A 24,764-nucleotide genomic window follows, 5' to 3' on the forward strand; every position below is an offset into this window, starting at 1 on the left:
TTTGAAAGGCGGAGGGCTGTTGCTAAGAGTTTTTCATAAATGTTAATTTAAGGTTGTAATCATATTGATTAATTGGGGCTAAGTCGTAATAGGACTTGGTATGTGTGTATATAAGTGTCTTATATATAATTGATTAATTGGTTGATGAATGCTTGGGATGACAATTTATGAACTATATAGTAGAATTGAGATTCTAAAAAATGGTGTTTGTTGATAATTAAAATAAAAAGATATTGTATTTTTCGATTTTATTAATAACTTTACACCGTCTTAGAATAGTACATGCACTTAATAACCTTTGAATAGCCTATGGAAACAGTAGAAAATATACTTTGGGGTATAAAAATACCAAGTCCTATTACGACTTCTTCAAAATTATTCAATTTGGCATAAGGTCTCTATTGCTCTCCAGGATGAAAAGTAATGCAATTAATTTAAATAATTAGGTCGATTTTTCCTTTGAAAATAATTAGAAGACTGTTCTTTTGACTTTTTTCTACCTTATATATATTAGATTGTTCTACCCAAACTGTCAATCTCTTAAAGTAGTTTTTGAGCATCCGGAATCAGAATCTCTTTTCTGTGCAACTCGATTAAACCATTATCCTGTAGTTCATTCAGTGTTTTAGAAATATTTAATCGAGTATCATCCAAACAACGCGCCAAATCGTCCATCTTTACTTTGAAAGTCTTTTCCCCTTGCGGTTTTTCGCAATGTGACAGAAAGAAACGGATAATTTTGCTTTTTAAATCCAGCGTGGGTTCATCCCATAAACGGGAATAGAGATTTTGCGCCCGGTTGCTGACGATATTCATATAGTTGAGGCGGAAAATATCATATCTGAACAGATCACTGAGTACGAATGCTTTGCTGATACAAACAGTATGCACTTCCGTATGTGCCACATAAGAAGAAGCATAGTTGGTATTCATACCGAATAAAGACTGAGGTTCTATCAGATAGGGAGCTTCGATTTGTTCGATGACCGTATAAATGTTTTCTTTTGCATTGGTGACAATAGAAATCTCACCTTTCAACAGAAAACAAAGCTGGGTACAGGGATTACCACTCTTTATGATGGTTTCCCCAGCTTTATGTTTGATAAAGTGCAGCTTGACTTTATCCAGAATACTAGTGAAATCTTCATGACAAAGCCCCTGAAATAAAGGTAATTGGAGCAAAGTATCGAACATTGTTTCCATACGTTGTAATCTCTTATTAATCGTACAAATTTACTCATAATACAACACTGCTATCCACATATCCCCTTTCTTTTTGTTTTTTTTATTGTTTGAATGCATAAAAATAGAGTATATTTGCAAAAAAAAGGAGGAATTATGTTCACGGGTTTTAATTGGCAGCAAATGATCAGTGCGTTTATCGTACTTTTTGCAGTAATAGATATTATCGGTTCTATACCTATTATTATTAACCTGAAGGAAAAGGGGAAAGATGTGAATGCAACAAAGGCTACTGTCATCTCCTTTGCCTTACTGATAGGCTTCTTCTACGCGGGTGATATGATGCTGAAACTTTTTCATGTAGATATCGAATCATTCGCCGTGGCGGGCGCATTCGTTATTTTCCTCATGTCTCTGGAAATGATTCTGGATATAGAAATCTTCAAAAATCAGGGGCCGATAAAGGAAGCGACACTCGTTCCGCTTGTCTTCCCGCTGCTGGCAGGGGCCGGAGCTTTTACTACGCTTCTTTCGCTTCGTGCCGAATATGCCAGTGTTAACATTATTATTGCCTTGATACTGAATATGCTATGGGTCTACTTTGTAGTAAGCATGACCGGACGTGTGGAACGTTTCCTCGGGAAAGGGGGGATCTATATCATCCGTAAGTTTTTCGGTATCATCCTGCTCGCTATCTCAGTAAGGTTGTTTACTGCTAATATCACCTTGCTGATTGAGGCATTGCATAAGTCGTAACCGGGATTTATGAGGTAATATCCGTAGAGTCGGTTGTATTGTTGATATCTTCTTCCGGAGATTCCTCTTCTTCTTCATCCGTTTCGTCCGCAAAAGGTTCTGGTCGTTGAGGCCCGTGATTCAAGAAACCGAATGCACAGAGTGTTCCCATGATTCCTCCGCTGAGATGTCCTTCCCATGACATGTTGGCGGGAGAGAAGTAGGGGAACATATGCCAGATGATTCCTCCATACAAAAAGGTGACAAGCAGTGAGATGGCAATCAGAGGAACATATTTCCGCAGGATACCACTGAAAAAAAGAAAGAAGGCAAGTCCGTAAATCAGTCCGCTGGCACCGATGTGCCATCCCGGTTTGCCGATAATGAAGGTCAGCAGTCCGGCTCCGATCCAGATGATCATAAAAATACGTCCGGCTATCCCCCTGTAGAAATAGAACAAGCACCATGATAAAAAAAATAGCGGCAACGTATTGGCCAGCAAATGGCTGAACCCGCTGTGTATCAGCGGATGAGTCAGAATACCCGTTATTCCTCGCTTTTCCAGAGGGTATATTCCCATGTGAGAGAAGTCCCAGTCCATGCCGACTTCAACGATCTTTAGCAGAAATAGGATAAAAATTAGGAACAACGGCACCGCTGTAGCCAGCATGATACGCTGAATATCTCGCTTCATTACTTTCTATTCTTTAGATATTTTACGCAATACTACGAATATTTGCACAAAAACTGAAAATAAAAAGCCTTTTTATTTTTGTTTTTATCTAGAATTTGTACATTTGGGCATTATACCTATATATACAATGCTCAGGCTGGTATATATACAGAACAGCAATAGATATATATAAGGAATATAGTGACCAATAATTAACCTTTAAATAATGCACAACTATGAGTTATTTACGATTTGACAAGACCCTCATGACGAATCTGGAAGAAAGTCTCCAAAGGGAGATTCTCCGGACGAACAAAGCAGGAGCTTATCATTGTACAACGATTGTTGATTGTAACACACGCAAATATCACGGACTGTTGGTAATTCCTGTTCCCAATATCGACGATGAAAATCATGTGCTGCTATCTTCTCTTGATGAAACGGTAATTCAACATGGTGCTGAGTTTAACTTGGGGTTGCATAAATATCAGGGAAACAACTTTAGTCCGAATGGACATAAGTATATCCGTGAATTCGATTGTGAGCATATCCCGGCGACAACTTACCGTGTTGGAGGAGTAGTGTTACGCAAAGAAAAAATCTTTGTACATCATGAAAACAGAATCCTGATTCGTTATACTTTGTTGGACGCACATTCGGCGACGACTTTGCGCTTCCGACCGTTCCTCGCTTTCCGGAGCGTGCGAGAGTACACTCACGAGAATGCGCAGGCAAGCCGCGATTATCAGCTTGTGGAAAATGGTATCAAGACTTGTATGTATCCCGGTTATCCGGAACTGTTCATGCAGTTGAACAAGGCTTGTGAGTTCCATTTCCAGCCCGACTGGTATCGTGGATTCGAATATCCGAAAGAACAAGAGCGAGGCTACGACTTCAATGAAGACCTCTATGTTCCGGGATATTTTGAAGTGGATATAAAGAAAGGAGAAAGCATCGTTTTCTCTGCGGGTACTTCCGAAGTTACTCCGCGCAGACTGAAGCAGACGTTCGAAGCCGAAGTGGCTGACCGTACGCCTCGCGATAGCTTCTATCACTGTCTGAAAAACTCAGCCCATCAGTTCCACAACCAGCAGGAAGGAGAACATTATATCCTTGCCGGTTACCCGTGGTTCAAGTGCCGTGCCCGCGATATGTTTATATCCTTGCCGGGACTGACACTTGCGCTGGACGAGGTGGATCAGTTTGAAGATGTGATGAAGACAGCGGAAAAAGCGATTCGAAGCTTCATCAATGATGAGCCGGCAGGATACAAGATTTACGAGATGGAGCATCCGGATGTACTGCTTTGGGCCGTATGGGCTTTGCAACAGTATGCCAAGGAGACCTCTCGCGAACAATGCCGTCAGAAATATGGCGAACTGCTGAAAGATATCATCGAATTTATCCGTCAGCGGAAACATGAGAACCTCTTCCTGCATGAAAACGGTCTGCTTTATGCCAATGGCACCGATAAGGCGATTACGTGGATGAACTCCACCGTAAACGGACATCCGGTGATTCCCCGTACGGGATATATCGTAGAATTTAATGCTTTGTGGTATAATGCGCTTCGTTTCGTTGCCGATCTGGTTCGTGAAGATGGAAACGTTCTTTTGGCCGATGCGCTTGACGCACAGGCGGAAGTGACGGGAAAATCATTTATCGAAGTGTTCCGCAACGAATATGGATATTTACTTGACTATGTAGACGGAAATATGATGGACTGGAGCGTACGCCCCAACATGATATTCGCCGTAGCATTCGATTATTCTCCGTTGGACCGGGCACAAAAGAAGCAAGTGCTCGACATCGCAACCAAAGAGTTGCTCACCCCCAAGGGACTCCGTACCTTGAGTCCGAAGAGCGGGGGCTATAACCCTAACTATGTTGGTCCTCAGATACAGCGTGACTACGCTTACCACCAAGGCACAGCCTGGCCTTGGCTGATGGGATTCTATATGGAAGCCTATCTGCGAATTTATAAGATGAGTGGCCTGTCGTTCATTGAACGCCAGCTTATTGGTCTCGAAGATGAACTGACAATTCATTGTATCAGTTCGCTGCCTGAACTTTTCGATGGTAATCCGCCTTTTAAAGGACGCGGAGCTGTATCGTTTGCCATGAATGTCGCCGAAGTACTGCGTATTCTGAAGCTACTGTCTAAGTATTATTAAAAAGAGGAGGAACGAAAATGAAAGTTTTAATGTTTGGATGGGAGTTCCCCCCGCATATCTTAGGAGGGTTAGGGACTGCCAGTTATGGTCTGACAAAAGGAATGTCTCAGCAGGATGATCTGGAGATTACATTCTGTATTCCCAAACCATGGGGAGACGAAGATCAGAGCTTTTTAAGAATTATCGGCATGAACAGCACGCCGGTAGTGTGGAAAAATGTCGGTTGGGACTATGTGAAAGGACGCGTAGGCAGTTATATGGATCCGCAATTGTTCTATGACTTGCGCGATCATATCTATGCCGACTTCAACTATCTCAATACGAATGATCTGGGATGCATCGAGTTCTCCGGACGTTATCCGGACAACCTGCACGAAGAGATCAATAACTATTCGATCGTTGCCGGGGTGGTAGCACGTCAGCAGGAGTTTGATATCATTCATTCTCATGACTGGCTGACTTATCCGGCAGGGATACATGCCAAGCAAGTATCTGGTAAGCCATTGGTGATCCATGTGCATGCTACTGATTTCGACCGTAGTCGCGGCAATGTCAATCCGACAGTGTATGCCATTGAGAAGAATGGTATGGACAATGCCGACCACATCATGTGTGTGAGCGAACTGACCCGTCAGACTGTGATCCATAAGTATTTTCAGGACCCGAAGAAGGTGTCTACTGTGCATAATGCCGTTTCTCCTTTGTCACAAGAGATACAGGATATTGTTCCTCAAAAGAATCCGAGCGAAAAGGTCGTTACTTTCCTGGGACGTATTACCATGCAGAAAGGACCGGAATACTTTGTAGAGGCTGCAGCAATGGTATTGCACCGTACGCGCAATGTCCGTTTCGTAATGGCCGGTAGTGGTGATATGATGGATCAGATGATTCGTCTGGTAGCCGAACGCGGTATTGCGGACCGTTTCCATTTCCCCGGTTTTATGAAGGGAAAGCAGGTGTACGAAGTGCTGAAAGCCAGTGATGTATACATTATGCCTTCTGTATCTGAGCCATTCGGTATCTCTCCGTTGGAGGCTATGCAATGTAGTGTACCTTCCATTATATCCAAGCAATCCGGCTGTGCCGAAATTTTGGATAAATGTATTAAAACGGACTACTGGGATATTCACGCTATGGCGGATGCCATTTATTCTATCTGTACTTACCCGGCTATGTACGAGTACCTGAAAGAAGAGGGTAAGAAAGAAGTGGATGAGATTAAATGGGAGAACGTGGGATATAAAGTTCGCGGTATCTATGATGAGGTTATTAAAAATTATGGTAAACAATAAAATGATATAGACTATGAGAACGATCTGTCTTTATTTCGAAATACATCAGATTATACACTTGAAACGCTACCGTTTTTTCGATATCGGCACCGATCATTATTACTATGATGACTATGCAAATGAAACCGGTATGAATGAGGTTGCCGAACGATCTTATATACCTGCTCTCAGCACGTTGATCGAGATGGTGAAAAACTCGGGAGGAGCTTTCAAAGTGGCGCTTTCTATTTCCGGTGTGGCATTGGAGCAACTTGAAATTCATGCTCCGGCGGTGATTGACTTGCTGCATCAGTTGAATGATACCGGTTGTTGTGAGTTCCTTTGCGAACCTTATTCACACGGCTTGTCATCTTTGGCTAACGAAGACTGCTTCCGTGAAGAAGTGCTTCGCCAGCGTGATAAAATGAAACAGATGTTTGGCAAAGAACCGAAGGTGTTCCGCAATTCCAGCTTGATTTATTCGGATGAAATAGGTGGACTGGTAGCTTCTATGGGCTTTAAGGGAATGCTGACGGAAGGTGCAAAACATGTATTGGGATGGAAGAGCCCGCACTATGTATATCACTGCAATCAGGCTCCAAGTCTCAAATTGCTGTTGAGAGACTTTAAACTTTCTGATGATATAGGATTGCGTTTCTCCAATTCGGAATGGCCGGAATATCCATTATTTGCTGATAAGTATATTAACTGGATTGATGCGTTGCCACAAGAAGAGCAAGTGATTAATATCTTTATGGAATTAAGTGCATTGGGTATGGCTCAGCCGCTTTCTTCCAATATCCTGGAATTCCTGAAAGCATTGCCCGAATGTGCTAAATCAAAGGGTATCACGTTCTCTACTCCGACAGAGATTGTATCTAAATTGAAATCTGTATCTCAACTGGATGTTCCTTATCCAATGTCATGGGTGGACGAAGAAAGAGATACAAGCAGTTGGCTGGGTAATATCCTGCAGCGTGAGGCTTTCAACAAGTTGTATAGCGTAGCAGAACGTGTTCACCTGTGTGACGACCGTCGTATTAAGCAGGACTGGGATTATCTGCAAGCCAGCAACAACTTCCGTTTCATGACTACCAAGAATACAGGTATCTGGCTGAATCGTGGCATCTATGACTCTCCTTACGATGCCTTCACTAACTACATGAATATCTTGGGCGACTTTATCAAACGAGTAGATTCACTGTATCCTGTTGATGTAGATAATGAAGAGCTTAACTCTCTGCTGACTACTATTAAGAATCAGGGTGAGGAGATAGCTGAACTGCAAAAGGAAGTAACCAAATGGCAGGCAAAAGCTGAAAAAGGAGCTGCAAAAGCTACCAAGAAAGTAGCTGCGAAAAAAGAACCGGTAGCTAAAGCTACTCGCAAGAAAGCTACTGCAAAGAAAGAAGAATAAGATAATAATAAATTAACTGGTTGTAACCGTGGGGAGATGGGAATCACCTCACGGTTGTTTTTTATATTGCGATGTTATATAGGAATGGGATTGTCCGAAAAGGGCTTGTTTGCTATTACTTCCAATGGCAGGTACATATAAAAAACAGCGCGAATTACCGAAGTAATCCGCGCTGTTATTTTATATATCTTTTTAGTTTGACTTAGTTGTTAATCCGAAGTCTGTAGAAATAACTTCAAGTTTCAACTTATAATCAGGATTTGTTTTGCCTAGACTTCCACCTTTCAGACGTACATAACCTGGTTTTAAGTCATGTTGTATTCTAATAATATTAGCTTGACCAGTTGTAGTATTTGAAGAGTCATAAGTCACAAGTACAGGTATAAGGACTACTTTGTTCCAATCAGGGTTTTCTTGTAACCATTTAGTTTCATCCCATGAACTACCAGCATTCTTTTTAGCCTCTTCCTTTTCTGCAATACAAGCATTTACCAATTTGGTGATGTTGCTGAATACATATTGGTTCGTGCTACTTGTGTGTGAAGTTAGATAAGAAGATACACCATCGCTCAGCTTATTGTCTTTAAAGAAGCTATCCTGGAATTTCTTACGTACAAGCATTACAGTAGATGGTATAGCCATACCAAACTTCTTATCACCTGTTTGATTGTAATTAGTGAATGTCAGTTTTACTGCATTTAAGGTATCGCCTGTCAATTCGTTTTGTATATCTGAAATGGGTAGTGTAGCTTCGGTGAAAATACCTGCCGGACTCTTTAAATAAGTGTTTTTATCTTCCTTAATTAATGCATCTATCCTTTCGGGATCATTCTTTAATTGATTGGCTTGGATTACTTCACGAGTTGTAGCAAACACACGATAAGAGTAATAAGTAGAGTCCTTACCACTTCCGTCTTTCTTCTGTAATTTTTTTCCGGTAATAGAATCTGTTGCATAGCATTTGTATACTACATTCATTTGTGGCTGATCTATATAGAGTACAGTTCCATCACCATAGTCGCTCTTAACGTAGATTCCTTGAAAAGCTTCTCTGAATAATTGGCTATTGAATTCCTTATCAGCATTTTTAGCTTTTCTTGCCGCAGTTAAAATATTTCCACCTACTCTTGTTGCTATATCCTCTTTGAAAGCAATATGCACACTTGGAACATATGTGCTTAGGTTACGAATAGAATCTTTTACTGAAAGATCTACGGCTGTATATGCTTTGGTTCCTAATATATTCTGACTATCGTAAAAATCCTCAGGGTTAATATCGGTATAGTAAGCATTATCAAGATTTAATGTCTCTTTCCCATTGCCTCCCAGTTCATATACACTTAATCTACAAGCTGTCAATGAGTCTCCAAAGTGGCTGTCATACCACAGGTAGAGTTCGACTGCACGTATGTTTCCTATGATTTGATTTCCGTCTTTTATAAAAGTAACATCTTTATTTTCTGGATCTTTATCATCGACAACCATTCTTCCTGTGGCTGAAATAACATTACCACTTGCATCTGTAACTTCTTTGTATGGTTCAGGAAAAGTTAGTCCATCCGGACAATTTAGCTGAGCCAAGAATCCAGCCTGATAAGTGCCAAATGTTTCATCAGTGAATTTGCCAATATAACCGATGTTAGTTTTCGCATAAATGTCACCTGTCTTAACAGATTCAGTAGTTACATCAAACGTGGATAACTTTCCTTTGATATTTTGGTCATTGCCCGGGAACATTCCTAATCCCAGTCCGCCTGTATTATCATCGCATCCGAAAAATGTGATTGCCAGTAAAGCTATCAAGGCATATTTTGCTTTCATGATTGTCGTATCTAGATTTTTATTCTTCTTCTTTATTTGTAGTGGTTTCCCATACCTGATCGTAGAATTCGTTGCAAGCGTTTGCGTAGTTTTCCGGATCCTGATAATCAAGTACCAGTTTGCCTGATTGGCGGGCGTACTCAATGATTGATTCGTCTACCTTTGCGCTGTTTTGTATGATTCCGTCAGAATAATCAACGGCAAGTTTACAAAGTGCCGCATAGTCTACCGGTTCCTTCAAACCAGCCAAATCCTTCTTGGTGATGCCTTTCAACATCAGTTTGGTTGCAAAGTCCTCACTGAGCGTATTCTTGAAATCATCTTCATATACCGAGAATACAACTTTGGCATCACGGAACGATGGTTCGTCCTTGTAGGCCTTCTTAATATAAAGAGGAGCCAATGCCGTCATCCATCCGTGACAGTGGATAACGTCGGGACACCAGCGAAGCTTCTTCACTGTTTCCAGCACACCGCGTGCATAAAAGATAGCACGACTGTCGTTGTCATCGTATTCCACACCATTTTCGTCCGCTGTCTGCAAGCGATTCTGGAAATAATCATCATTATCGATGAAATATACCTGCATACGTGCGGATTGAATAGAAGCAACTTTTATAATAAGGGGGTGATCAGTATCGTCGATGATCAGGTTCATACCGGAGAGGCGAATTACTTCATGCAGTTGATTTCTGCGTTCGTTAATGTTTCCCCATTTAGGCATAAATGTCCTGATTTCACGGCCTTTTTCTTGTATTGCCTGTGGAAGGTTTCTACCTATATTGGCCATTTCGGATTCTGAAACGTAAGGTGTAATCTCTTGAGTAATAAATAAAACTTTATTCGCCTTTGTCATAATAACAATAGTTCACTATAATATTCTGCAAAGATAGCAAAAAAAAGGAACTTTAAATACCATATTCTTTCTTTATGTGGCAAATATTAGTTTATTTTGCAGAGTTTTTGCAAACGACCAAAACATAAACCAATTAACAAAAATGAAAGTAATACACACTATCAAGGACTTACAGGCCGAATTGACGGCACTGAGAGCCCAGGGTAAGAAGGTAGGACTGGTACCCACAATGGGTGCTTTACATGCAGGACACGCATCACTGGTAAAGCGCAGCGTAAGTGAGAATGGTGTAACAGTAGTGAGTGTTTTTGTAAATCCCACTCAGTTTAACGATAAAAACGATTTAGCAAAGTATCCGCGTACATTGGATGCTGACTGCCGCTTGTTGGAAGATTGCGGGGCAGCATTTGCCTTTGCTCCTTCGGTAGAAGAGATGTATCCGCAGCCGGATACGCGTGAATTCAGCTATGCTCCGTTGGATACGGTGATGGAAGGGGCTTTCCGTCCGGGACATTTCAACGGAGTTTGCCAGATTGTCAGCAAGTTGTTTGACGCGGTGCAACCGGATCGTGCTTATTTCGGAGAGAAAGATTTCCAGCAACTGGCGATTATTCGGGAGATGGTTCGTCAGATGGATTATAAACTGGAAATTGTAGGTTGTCCTATCGTTCGTGAAGAAGACGGATTGGCTCTGAGCAGTCGGAATAAACGTTTATCAGCACAAGAACGTGAAAATGCTTTAAATATTTCTCAGACATTATTTAAAAGTCGTACCTTTGCAGCATCTCATACAGTGAGTGAGACGCAGAAGATGGTAGAAGAAGCGATAGAGGATGCTCCGGGATTGCGTTTGGAGTATTTTGAAATCGTTGACGGAAACACGCTGCAAAAGGTAAGCAGTTGGGAGGATTCTCTGTATGTAGTAGGCTGTATCACAGTGTTCTGCGGAGAGGTCAGACTGATTGATAATATCAAGTATAAAGAAATCTAAATTAAAAAAAGACGAAACCTTATGATGATTGAAGTGTTGAAGTCGAAAATTCATTGTGCACGTGTCACAGAGGCAAATTTGAACTACATGGGTAGTATCACGATTGACGAAGACCTGCTGGATGCTGCCAACATGATTCCGGGAGAAAAAGTGTACATCGCTGATAACAACAATGGCGAACGCTTTGAAACCTACATTATCAAAGGTGAACGCGGTTCCGGTAAGATTTGTCTGAACGGTGCTGCCGCCCGCAAGGTGCAACCGGATGATATTGTGATTATCATGTCGTACGCATTGATGGATTTTGAGGAAGCGAAGTCGTTTAAACCGACCGTGATTTTCCCGGACCCTGCGACGAATAGCGTAGTGAAGTAAGAAGTATCTTGTGATAAGAAAGCCCCGTTTGCATTCAGCAGACGGGGCTTTCTGTTATAATAAGCTTGTCCTTTTACTTGCTTTGCAGTTGTTCATTCATGGCAGCGGCGGCTTTACGGCCATCTCCCATGGCAAGGATTACGGTAGCTCCTCCGCGCACAATGTCTCCGCCGGCATAGATCATCGGAATAGATGATTCCATGTTGTCATCTACGGCAATGGTTCCTTTGCGTCCTAATTCCAGTCCTTTAATGGAACTTGGAACAATCGGGTTCGGAGATACACCGACACTGACGATGGCCAGATCGATATCGATTGTTTCCGTAGCTCCCGGAATGGCTACAGGACTGCGACGTCCGGAAGCATCCGGCTCTCCTAATTCCATCTTCTGGAGAATGACCTGTTTCACGCAACCTTGTTCGTCGGCAATATATTCAATCGGATTGTGCAATGTCAGGAATTCGACTCCTTCTTCTTTGGCATGCTTCACTTCCTCGATACGTGCAGGCATTTCTTCTTCCGAACGGCGGTAGATGATCATAGCACGTTCAGCACCCAGGCGTTTGGCTGTACGGACAGAGTCCATAGCAGTATTACCACCACCGATGACAGCCACATTTTTGCCGAAAGCTACCGGAGTGTCAGAGTCTTCGCTCGCAGCATCCATTAGATTGACACGAGTAAGGTATTCGTTGGAAGACATGATATTGATCGAGTTTTCGCCCGGTATATTCATAAAGTTAGGCAAACCGGCACCGGAAGCGACAAATATTCCTTTAAAAACCTTCTTCCTTCAAATCTTCCACACTGATTGTTTCCTACAATGCAGTCTTTGATGAAAGTAACGCCCATTTTAACGAGGTTGTCTATTTCTACATCTACAATCTTGTTTGGCAGACGGAATTCCGGAATACCATATTTTAATACACCGCCGATTTCGTGGAGTGCCTCGAATACTGTTACATCATAGCCGTATTTTGCCATATCACCTGCGAATGATAATCCGGCAGGACCCGAACCGATCACCGCCACTTTGATGCCGTTCTTTTCGGCAATGACAGGTACTGAAATTTGTCCGCTTTCACGTTCGAAGTCAGCAGCGAAGCGTTCCAGATAACCGATAGCTACCGGTTTTTCATTCATCTTCAAGTGTATACATTTGGATTCGCATTGCTTTTCCTGTGGGCAGACACGACCGCATACTGCCGGAAGCGCACTTGTCTCTTTCAGTGTTTTGGCTGCTTCGAGGAATTCGCCACGCTCAATGTTCTTAATGAAGCGCGGAATGTCGATGCCTACCGGACACCCTTCCATACATCCAGGGTTAGCGCAGTCCAGACAACGCTTGGCTTCTGTAACTGCTTGCTCAGCGGTCAGACCCTGGTTTACTTCTTCCTTGCGGCTATGTGAACGGTATTCGGCATCGAGTTCGTTCATCTCGACACGTGGAATAGCTGTACGTTCTTTCGGTTTCATCGATTTGCGCAGTTCCTGTCTCCAGGCTGCGTTGCGGCTTTTCTCATCTATCTCTTTCGTTGCTTCACATTCGGGCTGGAGTTTGTTCATCTCTTCACGCTCAATTTTTTTGAACGCACCCATACGTTTCAGCATTTCATCAAAGTCCACCTGATGACCGTCGAATTCGGGACCGTCAACACAAACGAACTTCGTTTTTCCTCCTACCGTGATACGGCAAGCACCACACATGCCGGTTCCGTCTACCATGATGGTATTTAATGAAACGTCGGTAGGAATCTCATATTTCTTTGTCAGCAGACAAACGAACTTCATCATGATAGCAGGGCCGATGGCGAAGCATTTATCTACCTTTTCACGTTTGATGACTTCTTCCACGCCTTCGGTTACCAGACCTTTACGCCCGTAAGAGCCATCGTCCGTCATAATAATCACCTCATCGGAGCTTTCGCGCATTTCTTTTTCCAGAATGATAAGGTCTTTGTTACGTCCTGCCAATACAGTGATCACTCTGTTTCCGGCAGCTTTCAAAGCCTGTACGATAGGAAGCATCGGAGCAACACCTACACCACCACCAGCACAAACAACTGTTCCGAAATTCTCAATATGAGTAGCTTGTCCGAGCGGACCTACTACATCAGTGATATAATCACCTTCGTTCAATTCACAAAGACGGGTAGAGGAGAGCCCGACTTCCTGTATCACCAGAGTGATGGTGCCTTTCTTCAAATCAGAACCGGCAATCGTCAGAGGCATACGTTCTCCCTTGTCGCCTACACGTACAATGACGAAGTGGCCGGCTTTGCGGGATTTAGCAATTAAAGGAGCTTCAATTTCAAGTTTAAACACTTTCTCAGAAAAGCGTTCTTTGCTAATGATTTTGTTCATTATCTAATTAATTTGTTGGTATTATTACGTAACTGCTATCAGAATGTTATAAATTTCGGCAAAGATACGGCTTATTTACGAAATATAAAAAGAAAAGTCACTCTTTTGATGAGTGACTTTCCATATCCATGTGAATATCTTTATTTATTTCGTTCTGATTTTGTATCCGGCTACCCCATAATATAGAATAAACAGGAAGCAGGGAAGGCAAATCCAATATGCTTTCTGAATATCGGAAATGTCTTTTAGATAGCCAAATAAGGTCGGAATAACAGCACCGCCTGCCATTGCCATGATCAGAAGAGATGAACCGGATTTGGTAAACTTTCCTAAATCTGCCATAGCCAAAGGCCATAGGGCAGGCCACATTAAAGAACATCCCAATGCCATAAATGAGATGAAATAGATGGATATATCGGCAGGTGTAAGTACTACTAGTACGGAACCGATGATAGCCAGCACTGAACAAATCTTCAGTGCTGTAGCCTGGCTCATATATTTAGGGATGAAGATGATGCCGCAGATGTAACCGATCACAATGCCTATCGGAGCAATCCAGGCATACATTGCTGCATTTTCCAAATGAAGGCTGGTGGCATAATCTACTAATGTACCCAGTGATACGGTTTCTACACCTACATATAAGAAGAGAGCAAGACATCCTAATAATAAATGCGGGAATTGCCAGATGGAGGTTTTCTTTGCGGCGTACGGACAGGCTTCGGCTGCCTCTTCGCTGTCGTCTTCACCGACGGCTTTGACTTCCGGTAGGGGAGCCATGTATGCGATAATACCTAGTGCGATGAATGCGGCGATAATAACGTAGAATGGCAGAAACAGGTCAGCTACTGTAATATCGGTCACTTCTTTTCCGATTAGGAAAGCCAGGAATAAAGGAGGAATCGGCCATGCGAGTTTGTTGCATATACCCATAATGCTGATACGTTTGGCAGCACTGTCTATCGGTCCCAGAATCGTGATATACGGGTTTACAGCAGCTTGCAGATAAGCGTTGGCACTTCCGCTGATAAAGGAAGCCAATAAAAACAGAGGAAAACTTTCATAACTTGCCGATGGTATGAAAAGTCCGAAGGCTATGGCAAACATAAGGAATGAAAGGACCATTGTTCGTTTGTATCCGATTTTTTTGATTGTAAGGCCTGCCGGATAACCAAAAATAAGGAACGGGATGAAAGTGGCGGCAATGATCAGATATGATTCGGCCGAACTGATTTCCAGTGATCCCTTCAATACGGGGACTAATACTGAGTTGATACCAAGGGCGAAGCCCAGTGAAAAGAACATAACGCCAATGAATGCCAATGGCAATACGAAACTTTTTGTGTTTTTTGTCATGGGGGTAAATGTGTTAAAGGTTAATAAAGGAAACTCCTGTAAGGGGCAGAGATATCTCATCCTTACAGGAGTAGAAAGTTTCTTAGTCTATCATGTCGAAACCGCAGTATGGAACCAATGCTTTAGGAATTCTAATTCCTTCGGGGGTTTGATTGTTTTCCAATAAAGCGGCGACGATACGTGGTAGTGCCAGTGCTGATCCATTTAACGTATGGCAGAGTTCTGTTTTCTTTTCTGCACTACGGTAGCGGCATTTCAGCCGGTTGGCCTGGTAAGTGTCGAAGTTAGATACGGAACTTACTTCCAGCCAGCGTTTCTGTGCTTCGGAGTATACTTCGAAGTCGAAACAAAGCGCAGCAGTAAAGCTCATATCACCACCACAAAGGCGGAGTATACGGTATGGAAGTTCCAGTTTCTGCAACAGGCCTTCTACGTGGTCAAGCATTTGCTGGTGGGATTCTTTAGAATGTTCCGGCTTGTCGATACGCACTAATTCTACTTTGGAGAATTCGTGCAGACGGTTCAGCCCGCGTACGTCTTTACCGTAAGAACCGGCTTCGCGACGGAAACATTGTGTGTATGCGCAGTTCATAATCGGCAACTGTTTTTCTTCCAGGATAACATCACGGTAGATGTTAGTGACAGGTACTTCGGCTGTCGGGATCAGATAGAGATCATCTACTTCGCAATGATACATCTGTCCTTCTTTGTCGGGAAGCTGGCCTGTACCATAACCTGAAGCGGCATTGACTACTGTCGGCGGCATGATTTCAGTATATCCGGATTTGCGTGCTTCGTCCAGGAAGAAGTTGATCAGGGCACGTTGCAGTTGGGCACCTTTTCCTTTGTATACGGGGAAGCCTGCACCTGTAATCTTTACACCTAGGTCGAAATCGATTAAATCGTATTTTTTAGCCAGTTCCCAGTGAGGCAGTGCATCTTTGGGAAGTTCTGTTTCCATGCCTCCCATCTTTTCTACGACATTGTCTTCGGCACCTACGCCTTCGGGTACGCTGTCATAAGGAATGTTGGGGATCGTATAAAGTACATTCTGCATGTCTGTAGCAGCCTGTGTCATGGTAGCGTCCAGCGCTTTGTTGCTTTCTTTCAGTTCGGCAACACGTGCACGTGCAGCTTCGGCCTCTTCTTTCTTTCCTTCTTTCATCAGCTGACCGATCGTGCGGGAAAGTGAATTAACCTCTGCCAGGTTCTTATCTAATAGGTTTTGCGTAGTACGTCTCTTGTCGTTGAGAGCGATGACTTCATCAATCGTCTCTTTTGCATTCTTGAAATGCTTCTTTTCCAGTCCGCGGAGTACCGCTTCTGTATTTTCTGTAATTTGTTTAATGGTAAGCATATCTATACTTTTTATGAACTTTCTTTATTAAGGCTACAAAGATAAAGAAAAAACGAATAAGCGAGCAATGAAAATCTGCATAAAAAAAGAAAGGAGAAGCAATCCTTTGGATTACATCTCCTTTTCTTGAATATTTTCAGTTGTACAGGTTATGCTTCTGTTGCTTCAGCAGGGATGATAGAAACATATCTTCTGTCTTCTCTACCTACTTTAAATTTAACTGTACCATCTACTAAAGCGAAAAGAGTGTGGTCTTTACCCATTCCGATGTTTTCACCCGGATGGAATTCAGTACCTCTTTGACGAATGATAATATTACCTGCTTTGCAAGCTTCACCACCAAATATCTTAACGCCTAATCTTTTGCTATGTGATTCGCGGCCGTTCTTAGAACTACCGACACCTTTTTTATGTGCCATTTCTTCTTACTTTTTAAATGATTAAGCTACTACTTCTGTGATTGTTAACTCTGTGAACTGCTGACGGTGACCGTTCAGTTTTCTGTAACCTTTTCTTCTTTTCTTGTGGAATACAAGAACTTTGTCACCTTTAACCAAGTTTGAAATAACCTGGCAAACAACTTTAGCACCTTCTACAGTCGGAGCACCTACAGTTACGTTTCCGTCTTTGTCTACTAAAAGAACTTTTTCAAATTCTACAGTTGAACCGTTTTCTGCACCTTCAATGTGGTGAACGAACAGTTTCTGACCAGCTTCTGCTTTAAATTGCTGACCGTTAATTTCTACAATTGCGTACATCTTATATATAATGTATAAGTTAGCTCCGGCGGGTGGTCTTTAATCACTTAAAGAGCTCTTTATCGAACCCGTTGCGGAATAATCGGGCACAAAAGTACTTCTTTTATTTGTTTCAGACAAATATTTCCTTTATTTTTTTGCTGTTGTAACAGAAGATAATCAGATATATAGCAAACCGGATAAATTCTCCATAATAAACCGGTGCGGATATGCTCTGAGTTCGTCAGCGGTAGTCATTCCATTAAGGACACCTGCAAAATCTACTCCCGCATTTTGTGCTGTTTCGGCATCCACAGTACTGTCTCCGATGTATAAGGTTTCTTGCGGAGTCCTGCCCAAGTGTTCGAGAGCGAATTTTATTCCTTCCGGTGAAGGCTTGGCAGCTTGTACATCTTCTCCGCCTACCACTATGTCGAGAAAGTTTTCCGGCAGATACTCATCCAGAAAACTAAGTATACGGAAACGGTATTTAGTAGAGATAATGCCGATGCGGGCACCTCGCTCTTTTAGTTCTTTCAGAGTAGAGAGTGTATCAGGAAAAAGGCGGGTATTCACGTTCATGTGAACATCCGCTTCCAGTCTGTACTCTTGTCGAAAAGCGGTGAGCTGTTCCCAGTCGGTGACTCCGGTCAGTATGCTGAAAGATTCTTCCAATGTTTTACCAATGGTACGTTTGATCGCTTCGTCAGTGACATTCGTATATTGGTGACGATTAAGTACATTTCTGAAACAAGTAACGATACCCCGTGATGAATCGGCTAGTGTATAGTCGAAATCGAATAAATAAGTTTTATAATTCATTATTTTACTGCTTCTACTGTATATCCCTGTTTTTTCAGTAAGCTTAATAAGCCTTTATTACCCGGCAGGTGCAAAGCGCCGACTGCAACGAAGGTAGGAGCGGCTTTCATGATAGCCGGTAGTTTCTGTGCCCATGTTTTATTGCGGTCGTAAATTAGGGCATCTTCTTCTGTGGGAAGTGCATCACATTGATTTCCTTTACGCTCTTCGTTGATTTTCAACATGGTTTCCAAATCTTGTTTCATGTAGGCATCTGTCAGTCTTTTGAGGCTTTCCACCTCTTTGTCGATGTTATTGAGGGTACACATGAGCAGTTGGGCTTGGCGTTGCAGGGAAATTCCATTGTATAGCAGGTTAAACTGGAAATCCGGAGTTTCCAGTCCATCCACTTTTTTTCCTTTTTGTGTTGCCTGAGTCTGGAAATAAGTATCGAGCTGTTCTTGCGGATTATAGTTTCCGATGTGCTTGATGTACGCCACTACTGCTATGTTGTTCAGTAAGAAAGCCGGTTTGATTTTGGGTGCCATGTTGAGGTCCATCATCAGGTTCTCCTTGCAGAATTTATTAGCGGTTTCGTAATCTTCCGGTGAGAGGAGGGTAGTCAGAGTCGTATCGCTTTCTATCATCATCATTTTCTGCATCTTCTGGATGGTGGCCGGAGACTGGATATCCGACATTTTCAGTTCTCCATATACCTGTTGTGTTTCATCCATCGCTTTCTGTAGTCCGGTAATGCCGTCTTTGACACTCAACGGAGCGAGATGGTGAGTCCCCATAATGTATGAAGGGCTGCTAAGTCCGTTACCAGATACTTTCCATAAAAGCTGTGCGTTTGCGCTTAACGCTACGCAGATAAATATGACTGCTCCAATAAACGATTTCATGATTCTATATGTTTTTAAGTTGATAATCAGCGTATTCTTCCTCCGGATATCCAGTGTCTGGTGTAATAGTCTTCGCTCAGTCGACTGACAATCACTCCTTTGCTGGTACTGGCATGAATGAATTTCCCATTTTTGAGATAGATACCTACGTGAGCTACCTTTTTTCGGGAACGGCTACTGCTGAAGAATACCAGATCGCCTTCTCGCAAATTCCGTTTGGCGACTTTGGTACTTTCTTTTCTCAGGTCTTCGGTATTTCGCGGAACCTGAGTACGGTATACTTTCCGGTATATCTGGTAGGTGAGTCCCGAACAGTCGGTACCGCGTTTTGAATCGCCGCCTCCACGATAAGGAACACCAATCCATTCGGCCGATTCCAGATAGAGTTTGTGGTTATCTTCCATATTGATGTCCACGCCCAGCAGGATGGAGGCGCGTGCCAGTGCCTGGTAATCCAGACGGGGAGCAGACGTGCGGCAGGAACTAAGGATAAAGATCAGTCCTGTCAGTATGAAGATTAGTTTGAAGTTCACTCCCATCGGCTATCTTTCTTTTCGTATATCGTAAAATTATAAGTAACTTTATTCTTCTACATTGAAGTAGTCTTCCAGTTCTTTTTCAGCTGAATTATTCTCATTCATAATATCCCGGATGATGACGCCATTCTCCAGCAGGGCAATACGCGGACATACATCTATCGTATGATTCAGATTGTGGCTGGAAATGATTACAGTTGCATTATGCTCTTCGCTGTACTTTTTGAGCATATGTTTGATAATGGATTGCGAACTGGGATCGAGGAAGTTGAACGGTTCGTCGAGTATCAGCAACTGAGGATAATGAAGCATGGCGGAGATGATGCCGATTTTCTGTTTATTACCGGCTGAGTAGTTACGGATCAGTTTCTTTTGTCCGATCACTTCTCCGCTCATCAGACGTTCGAACGGCAGAAGGCGTTCGTCCACCTCTTCTTTTTTCAGTCCGTACATTTTCCCGATAAAATAGAAATACTCTTCCGGGGTAAGGTAGTCTATCAGAAATCCATCGTCAATGAAAGCACCTGTGAAGTTTTTCCAGTCTTCACTTTGACTGACGTCAATTTCGTTAATGACGACATTCCCATTATCCGCTTTCAGTAAGTCGAGCATCAACCGGAAAAGTGTTGTTTTACCGGCACCGTTGTTTCCTACCAATCCGAGCATATCGCCTTGATTGATTTCATAGTGATCTATGTTCACGGCTAACTTTTCGCCGAATTTCTTTTGAAGATTATTGATGCTTATCATTGTCTTGGTATTTTTATCGTAAATGATTAATCGGTTCAATCGTAAATCTCTTATTGGCGACTGTCTCTGAAGCCTTCCATATTCTCGTATCTCCGTTTCATGAAACGCTTATAGACGTTTCTGATCCAAAGCGGAGAAGTCAGTGTGAATCCAAGCCCGATGGCGAACAGGATAGAGTAGGCGGCCGTTTCACCCAGAAACGCATTCAACACAGAATACAGGATCAACGGGATACCGAAAGCTCCGAAGTTGACAACCATTTGTATGGCGCTGTTGGTCTGGCGGCTTGTCACTTTCTCGTTCAGTGCTACGGTCTGCTTATTGTAAACAGCCAGTTGGAAGAAACAAAAATAGATAAAACCGGTGGTATAGAAGAACCAGGCAAAGATACCCAGTAAGGGAACTTTATCCATTACAATGGCGGGAATCATCAGGACAAATGGGACGATCTCGCCGATAGTATAGATATAATATTTTGCTTTCAGCAGACTCATGATGGATTCTTTGCGGGACATTAGTCCATCGATGTAATTGCCTTCGAAGGACATGAGTTGCGAAAGGATGATCATGCCGAATACGGCAAAGTTGTAAACACAGATAAAGGTAGTCATGGTGCTCGTGTCATAAAGGCTTGAAAAGCTCAACAGGCAGGAGAAGGCGATGACTACAAGGAGAACATTGCGCAATGCACCTTTGCAACGCCGGTTGCGCAAAAGCATTTTTAATTCCAACCGCATATATTCACCAACTTCTCCGTATCGCTCGAAGAATTTGTATTCTGAAACATGCTTGATGCGGGTATCATCTACTTTTGCCAATTCGGCGTAGATGAGGCCGGACATGATTTTGCGGTTAATCAGCCATAAGATGGCTATGACAAGAATGGTACCGAGGAAACAGAGAATATTCCCGTTGATATATCCGTCGCCCAGGTCCATAAAGAAGTAGAACAGGGGACTGTCTTCGGGAATAAAGGCAAGGCAGCCCAGTCCACCGTAGAAAGCGATGGGGAGCAGCACCCACCAAATACGTTCATTGATTAGTGTGCGACATAACAAGTACCAGTAATTGTTGGCAACGATCAAAAGCCAGATGCCTATGAGATAGGTGAGTACACCTGAGATACCGAAATATTTGGTAATGGTAATGAAGGAAAAGGGGACGAACATAAACAACCAGAACAGGTTGAACAGACTAAGTCCCGAACGGATAAGCAGGAAATCGATGATCCGATTTCGTTTAACCGGCAACAGGAGGTAAGGTTTTACCTCCTGCGTCGGTGTTTTTTGGAACGGAATACGCAAGAGGAAGTCAAGTGCCAGAATAAATATCAGGGCAACGGCATTCATTACATGATATGGTTCCCGGTTGGGAACCATATCTGCAAAACCGAATGCAAACGTCGTACCGAAGAATATCAGGTATCCTGCCCAAAAAGCAACCCCGATATATCCGAATATTTTGGCAACTTTGTTCTTTTCATACATCGGATGCCGTTTGGAGGCGAGCCGTCCATGTTTGCGTAATTCGTTAAATATCATCATACTGTTGGTATGCTATAAAAGTTTATTTAGCTTCTTCTTCAGGTACGGTCATGATGACTTGGATTTCGTTGTTCTGTTTCATCAGCTTGGCAAGGAATTCCTGTACATCTTTTGCTGTGATGCTGTTGACCAACGTTTCATAGTCTTTTGTATAATCGATACCTGTGTAGAAATACTCATCCAGATTGCCCAGCCAGTAGCCGTTTTCCTTTTGGGCGTCTTTGTATTTTTTCAGCATATACTCTTTGATCTTCTGCATGTGTTCGGCAGACGGACCTTCTTTGGCCATTTTTTCCAACTGTTCGATGACGATGCCCGATAGTTTGTCTTTCTTGGCCGGATCGGTCTGGAATACAATCTGAAGCACGAGTTGTTCTTTCGGATATTTGGTGAGGCTTCCGCTGCAGCTTACGCCATAAGTACCGCCTTCTTTCTCACGGATTTCTGCGGTGTAAACCATATCCAATGCCTGATCGAGGATGCTGAGAGTAAGGTTGTTGCGTAAATCATATTTGCAAGTACCGTTGAACAGGAACATGATGGTTGCCATCGGTGTTTCTTGTTTCTTGGCAAACTCGTTCTTGTATTGACCTTTGCGGATTTCCATCTTCGTATCTTTGAAAGTCTCTTTGCGATTGATAGATGGCAGACCACCCAGATATTTGGCGATCATCGGTTTCATTTTCTCAACATCAATGTTTCCTACAAAGTAGAATGTAAAGTCGCTCGCATCTTTGAAACGGTCTTTGTACATTTCCATTACACGGTCATAGTCGATCTTGTCCACCATGTTTTCTTTCATGCTGAAAGAACGTGGGTGATTGCCGTACAATGCATAAGAGACTGTATCACTGAATGCGGTCATCGGATTAGCGTCAGCATTCTGCAATTCGGCTTTCATGCGGTTCTTGTATGATTCGAATGCTTCGTTGTCCTTGCGGGGAGCAGTGAAAGTCAGATAAGTCAGCTGCATCATTGTTTCAAAGTCCTTCGGAGAACAACTGCCGGAAACCGTTTCTGTTGTTGCGCTCACACCGGCTCCTACAGAAGCACGTTTGCCTGCAAGTGCTTTACTCAAATCTACTTTGCTGAAGTTACCGATACCACCAACCATTGCTACGCTGTTGATTTGAGAGATATTCAGAATCTCTTTGTCGGGGAACTGGCTGCTACCACCAAGACTGGTACCTTTCATCAGAATCTGGTCAGCTTTGTAGTCGGTTGTTTTGATATATACTTTCACACCGTTGGACAGAACAAGTTTTGTTGTTCCGTAAATATCTCCGGCTTTTTCAGAAACGATCTTTCCGCCTTTCGGCTCTTCTTTCAGCAATGGTTCGTTAGAAACTTTGTCTTCGTAAGGCTTCAGATCGAAAGATTTCATTTGTTTCAGCAAAGCAGCGATTTCTTCTTTCGTCGGGTATTTTACACCTTCCTTCTCCGGACCTGCCAACAGTACTACCTGATTGTTGTCAGTGATCAGCTGTTGCATCACTTGATTGATAGCCGCTACCGGAATGTTTGGAGCCAGCTGATTCATCATTGCATATTCGTATTCAATGCCCGGCATCGGTTCATTGTCAAGGAAGTTACTGATGTATTCGTTGACATAAGTGTCGTTTTTCATCTTTTCGCGTTCATTGTAAGCAGATTCTACGCGTTGCAGATAGTTGGCACGGGCACGGTCATATTCAGTTTCGGTGAATCCGAAGCGGCGTGCGCGTTCAGTTTCTTCGAGAATCGTTTTCATGGCCAGTTCGATACCATCGATTTTGCTGCTGGCGTCTACTCCGAAAGCATTTTTGGTCTTGGCTACGAAGAAGTCGCCATAACCTGCACTTGCACCTGTAAAAGGAGGATTCGCTTGCTGACGGATTTCTGCCAAACGGCTGTTCAGCATTGTAACTCCCATGCTAATCATGTATTGAATGCCGTAATAGTTGATTGTATTCTTCAGTGAATCCGGGAAGGCTTCGCTCTTGAAGAAGAAGCTGATGGAAGGAGTTTCGATTTCCTTGTCCGTACCGATAAAGATTTGCGGTTCCTGATTGTCTGCTACCGGATAGTAGATACGTTCAGCCGGATTCACCGGAGCTTTCACGTCTGCAAATACCTTTTTCAACTTTGCTTCCATTTCATCTACATTGATGTCGCCGACAATCATGATACCTTGCAGGTCCGGACGGTACCATTTCGCATAGTAGTCACGGATGTCCTGATAAGGGAAATTGTTGATTACATCGAGGCTTCCGATTGGCATACAGTCTGCATATTTGGAATCCGGATACATGACAGGCAGGGCATTGGTCATGATGCGCTGCATACCACTGTTACGGCTTCTCCATTCTTCACGGATCACACCACGTTCTTTGTCGATTTCCTTGTCGGCAAGGTTGATGGCGCTTGACCAGTCGTGCAGGATCAGCAGACAAGAGTCTACTACACTGACGTTGTCGGTAGGTACATTGCTGATTCGGTATACTGTTTTGTCGATACTGGTGTATGCATTCAGGTTTGTTCCGAACTTGATACCTTTAGTCTCACACCAAGGCACGATGCCCAGTCCGGTTTCATCACCCGGGAAGTTTTTTGTTCCGTTGAAAGCCATGTGTTCAAGGAAGTGAGCCAGACCGCGCTGTTGCGGCTCTTCAAGGATGGAACCCACTTTCTGTGCAATGTGAAATTCGACGCGTTTTTCTGGGAGTGCGTTGTGTCGGATGTAATAAGTAAGCCCGTTGTCAAGTTTACCTATGCGGACATTTTTGTCCACGGGTAGTGTTTGCATAGGTTGTGCAAGCACGAGTTGGAAGTTGCAGCATATAAAGAGAACTGCAATAAAAAATCCACGTAATAAATGTTTCATGTTCTATTTAGTTTATAAAAAAGTTGTTTGAAATATCTGTCGTTGGTACCTTTGTT

At 42.9% G+C, this 24,764-nt stretch carries 20 protein-coding genes and 1 pseudogene; 6 read left to right on the forward strand and 15 right to left on the reverse strand.

Translation table 11 applies throughout. The annotated features are described in order from the left end of the window. Positions 1–540: 540 nt before the first annotated feature. Positions 541–1,203: a Crp/Fnr family transcriptional regulator gene (locus HMPREF9007_RS21890; protein WP_008759971.1), complete on the reverse strand. Its 663-nt coding sequence runs from the start codon at positions 1,201–1,203 to the stop codon at positions 541–543. Positions 1,204–1,338: 135 nt separating this feature from the next. Here HMPREF9007_RS21890 and HMPREF9007_RS21885 point away from each other — a divergent pair, with 135 nt between their 5' ends. Further along, positions 1,339–1,938, forward strand: coding sequence for a MarC family protein (locus HMPREF9007_RS21885; protein ID WP_008759972.1), 600 nt, complete (start codon positions 1,339–1,341; stop codon positions 1,936–1,938). A 7-nt stretch (positions 1,939–1,945) separates the two neighbouring features. On the opposite strand, the gene HMPREF9007_RS21880 is transcribed toward HMPREF9007_RS21885, so the two are convergent. Then, the gene (locus HMPREF9007_RS21880; protein WP_008759973.1) at positions 1,946–2,611 is read right to left on the reverse strand and encodes a rhomboid family intramembrane serine protease; all 666 of its coding nucleotides are present in this window, start codon (positions 2,609–2,611) and stop codon (positions 1,946–1,948) included. Positions 2,612–2,826: 215 nt separating this feature from the next. On the opposite strand from HMPREF9007_RS21880, the gene HMPREF9007_RS21875 reads away from it, so the two are divergent. From HMPREF9007_RS21875 to HMPREF9007_RS21865, 3 genes are read left to right on the forward strand one after another with little or no spacing between them, the layout of a single operon-like run. Continuing rightward, positions 2,827–4,764, forward strand: coding sequence for a glycogen debranching enzyme N-terminal domain-containing protein (locus HMPREF9007_RS21875; RefSeq protein WP_008759974.1), 1,938 nt, complete (start codon positions 2,827–2,829; stop codon positions 4,762–4,764). A 17-nt stretch (positions 4,765–4,781) separates the two neighbouring features. Continuing rightward, positions 4,782–6,056: a glycosyltransferase family 4 protein gene (locus HMPREF9007_RS21870; RefSeq protein WP_008759975.1), complete on the forward strand. Its 1,275-nt coding sequence runs from the start codon at positions 4,782–4,784 to the stop codon at positions 6,054–6,056. A gap of 13 nt (positions 6,057–6,069) precedes the next feature. Then, positions 6,070–7,452, forward strand: a complete 1,383-nt coding sequence (locus HMPREF9007_RS21865) for a glycoside hydrolase family 57 protein (RefSeq protein WP_008759976.1) — start codon at positions 6,070–6,072, stop codon at positions 7,450–7,452. Between the two features lie 192 nt (positions 7,453–7,644). On the opposite strand, the gene HMPREF9007_RS21860 is transcribed toward HMPREF9007_RS21865, so the two are convergent. Then, positions 7,645–9,273, reverse strand: coding sequence for a DUF4270 domain-containing protein (locus HMPREF9007_RS21860; protein ID WP_032850063.1), 1,629 nt, complete (start codon positions 9,271–9,273; stop codon positions 7,645–7,647). A gap of 19 nt (positions 9,274–9,292) precedes the next feature. Then, positions 9,293–10,129 (reverse strand): glycogen/starch synthase, encoded by an 837-nt coding sequence (locus tag HMPREF9007_RS21855; RefSeq protein WP_008759978.1) that lies wholly within the window; start codon positions 10,127–10,129, stop codon positions 9,293–9,295. A gap of 142 nt (positions 10,130–10,271) precedes the next feature. Between HMPREF9007_RS21855 and panC the strand changes: the two genes are divergently transcribed. Continuing rightward, complete coding sequence (panC, locus tag HMPREF9007_RS21850; protein ID WP_008759979.1) at positions 10,272–11,120, forward strand: pantoate--beta-alanine ligase; 849 nt, start codon at positions 10,272–10,274, stop codon at positions 11,118–11,120. A 21-nt stretch (positions 11,121–11,141) separates the two neighbouring features. Then, positions 11,142–11,495, forward strand: coding sequence for an aspartate 1-decarboxylase (panD, locus tag HMPREF9007_RS21845; protein ID WP_008759980.1), 354 nt, complete (start codon positions 11,142–11,144; stop codon positions 11,493–11,495). Between the two features lie 73 nt (positions 11,496–11,568). Here the strand turns inward: panD and HMPREF9007_RS21840 are convergent. The 11 genes and pseudogenes from HMPREF9007_RS21840 to HMPREF9007_RS21790 form a co-directional block, all read right to left on the reverse strand. Beyond that, a pseudogene (locus HMPREF9007_RS21840) lies at positions 11,569–13,859 on the reverse strand (bifunctional dihydroorotate dehydrogenase B NAD binding subunit/NADPH-dependent glutamate synthase). Between the two features lie 144 nt (positions 13,860–14,003). Then, positions 14,004–15,215 (reverse strand): glucose/galactose MFS transporter, encoded by a 1,212-nt coding sequence (gene gluP / locus HMPREF9007_RS21835; protein WP_008764497.1) that lies wholly within the window; start codon positions 15,213–15,215, stop codon positions 14,004–14,006. Positions 15,216–15,297: 82 nt separating this feature from the next. Next, on the reverse strand, positions 15,298–16,572 hold the full coding sequence (gene serS, locus HMPREF9007_RS21830; protein ID WP_008759982.1) for a serine--tRNA ligase: 1,275 nt from the start codon (positions 16,570–16,572) through the stop codon (positions 15,298–15,300). 149 nt (positions 16,573–16,721) lie between these two features. Next, a complete protein-coding gene (gene rpmA / locus HMPREF9007_RS21825; RefSeq protein ID WP_008759983.1) occupies positions 16,722–16,991 on the reverse strand; it encodes a 50S ribosomal protein L27 in 270 nt (89 codons plus the stop codon). Positions 16,992–17,012: 21 nt separating this feature from the next. Next, a complete protein-coding gene (gene rplU, locus HMPREF9007_RS21820; protein WP_008759984.1) occupies positions 17,013–17,330 on the reverse strand; it encodes a 50S ribosomal protein L21 in 318 nt (105 codons plus the stop codon). Positions 17,331–17,489: 159 nt separating this feature from the next. Beyond that, a complete protein-coding gene (locus tag HMPREF9007_RS21815) occupies positions 17,490–18,131 on the reverse strand; it encodes an HAD-IA family hydrolase (RefSeq protein WP_008759985.1) in 642 nt (213 codons plus the stop codon). After that, positions 18,131–19,015 (reverse strand): TraB/GumN family protein, encoded by an 885-nt coding sequence (locus HMPREF9007_RS21810; protein ID WP_008759986.1) that lies wholly within the window; start codon positions 19,013–19,015, stop codon positions 18,131–18,133. Before HMPREF9007_RS21810 ends, HMPREF9007_RS21815 begins: the two co-directional genes overlap by 1 nt. 26 nt (positions 19,016–19,041) lie before the next feature. Then, positions 19,042–19,554, reverse strand: coding sequence for an NlpC/P60 family protein (locus HMPREF9007_RS21805; protein WP_008759987.1), 513 nt, complete (start codon positions 19,552–19,554; stop codon positions 19,042–19,044). 42 nt (positions 19,555–19,596) lie between these two features. Beyond that, complete coding sequence (locus tag HMPREF9007_RS21800; RefSeq protein ID WP_008759988.1) at positions 19,597–20,301, reverse strand: ABC transporter ATP-binding protein; 705 nt, start codon at positions 20,299–20,301, stop codon at positions 19,597–19,599. A 50-nt stretch (positions 20,302–20,351) separates the two neighbouring features. After that, complete coding sequence (locus HMPREF9007_RS21795; RefSeq protein ID WP_008759989.1) at positions 20,352–21,845, reverse strand: DUF5687 family protein; 1,494 nt, start codon at positions 21,843–21,845, stop codon at positions 20,352–20,354. A 22-nt stretch (positions 21,846–21,867) separates the two neighbouring features. Continuing rightward, complete coding sequence (locus tag HMPREF9007_RS21790) at positions 21,868–24,708, reverse strand: M16 family metallopeptidase (protein ID WP_008759990.1); 2,841 nt, start codon at positions 24,706–24,708, stop codon at positions 21,868–21,870. Positions 24,709–24,764 lie beyond the last annotated feature (56 nt).

The sequence above is a fragment of the Bacteroides sp. 1_1_14 genome (genome assembly GCF_000162515.1).
GTDB lineage: Bacteria > Bacteroidota > Bacteroidia > Bacteroidales > Bacteroidaceae > Bacteroides > Bacteroides thetaiotaomicron.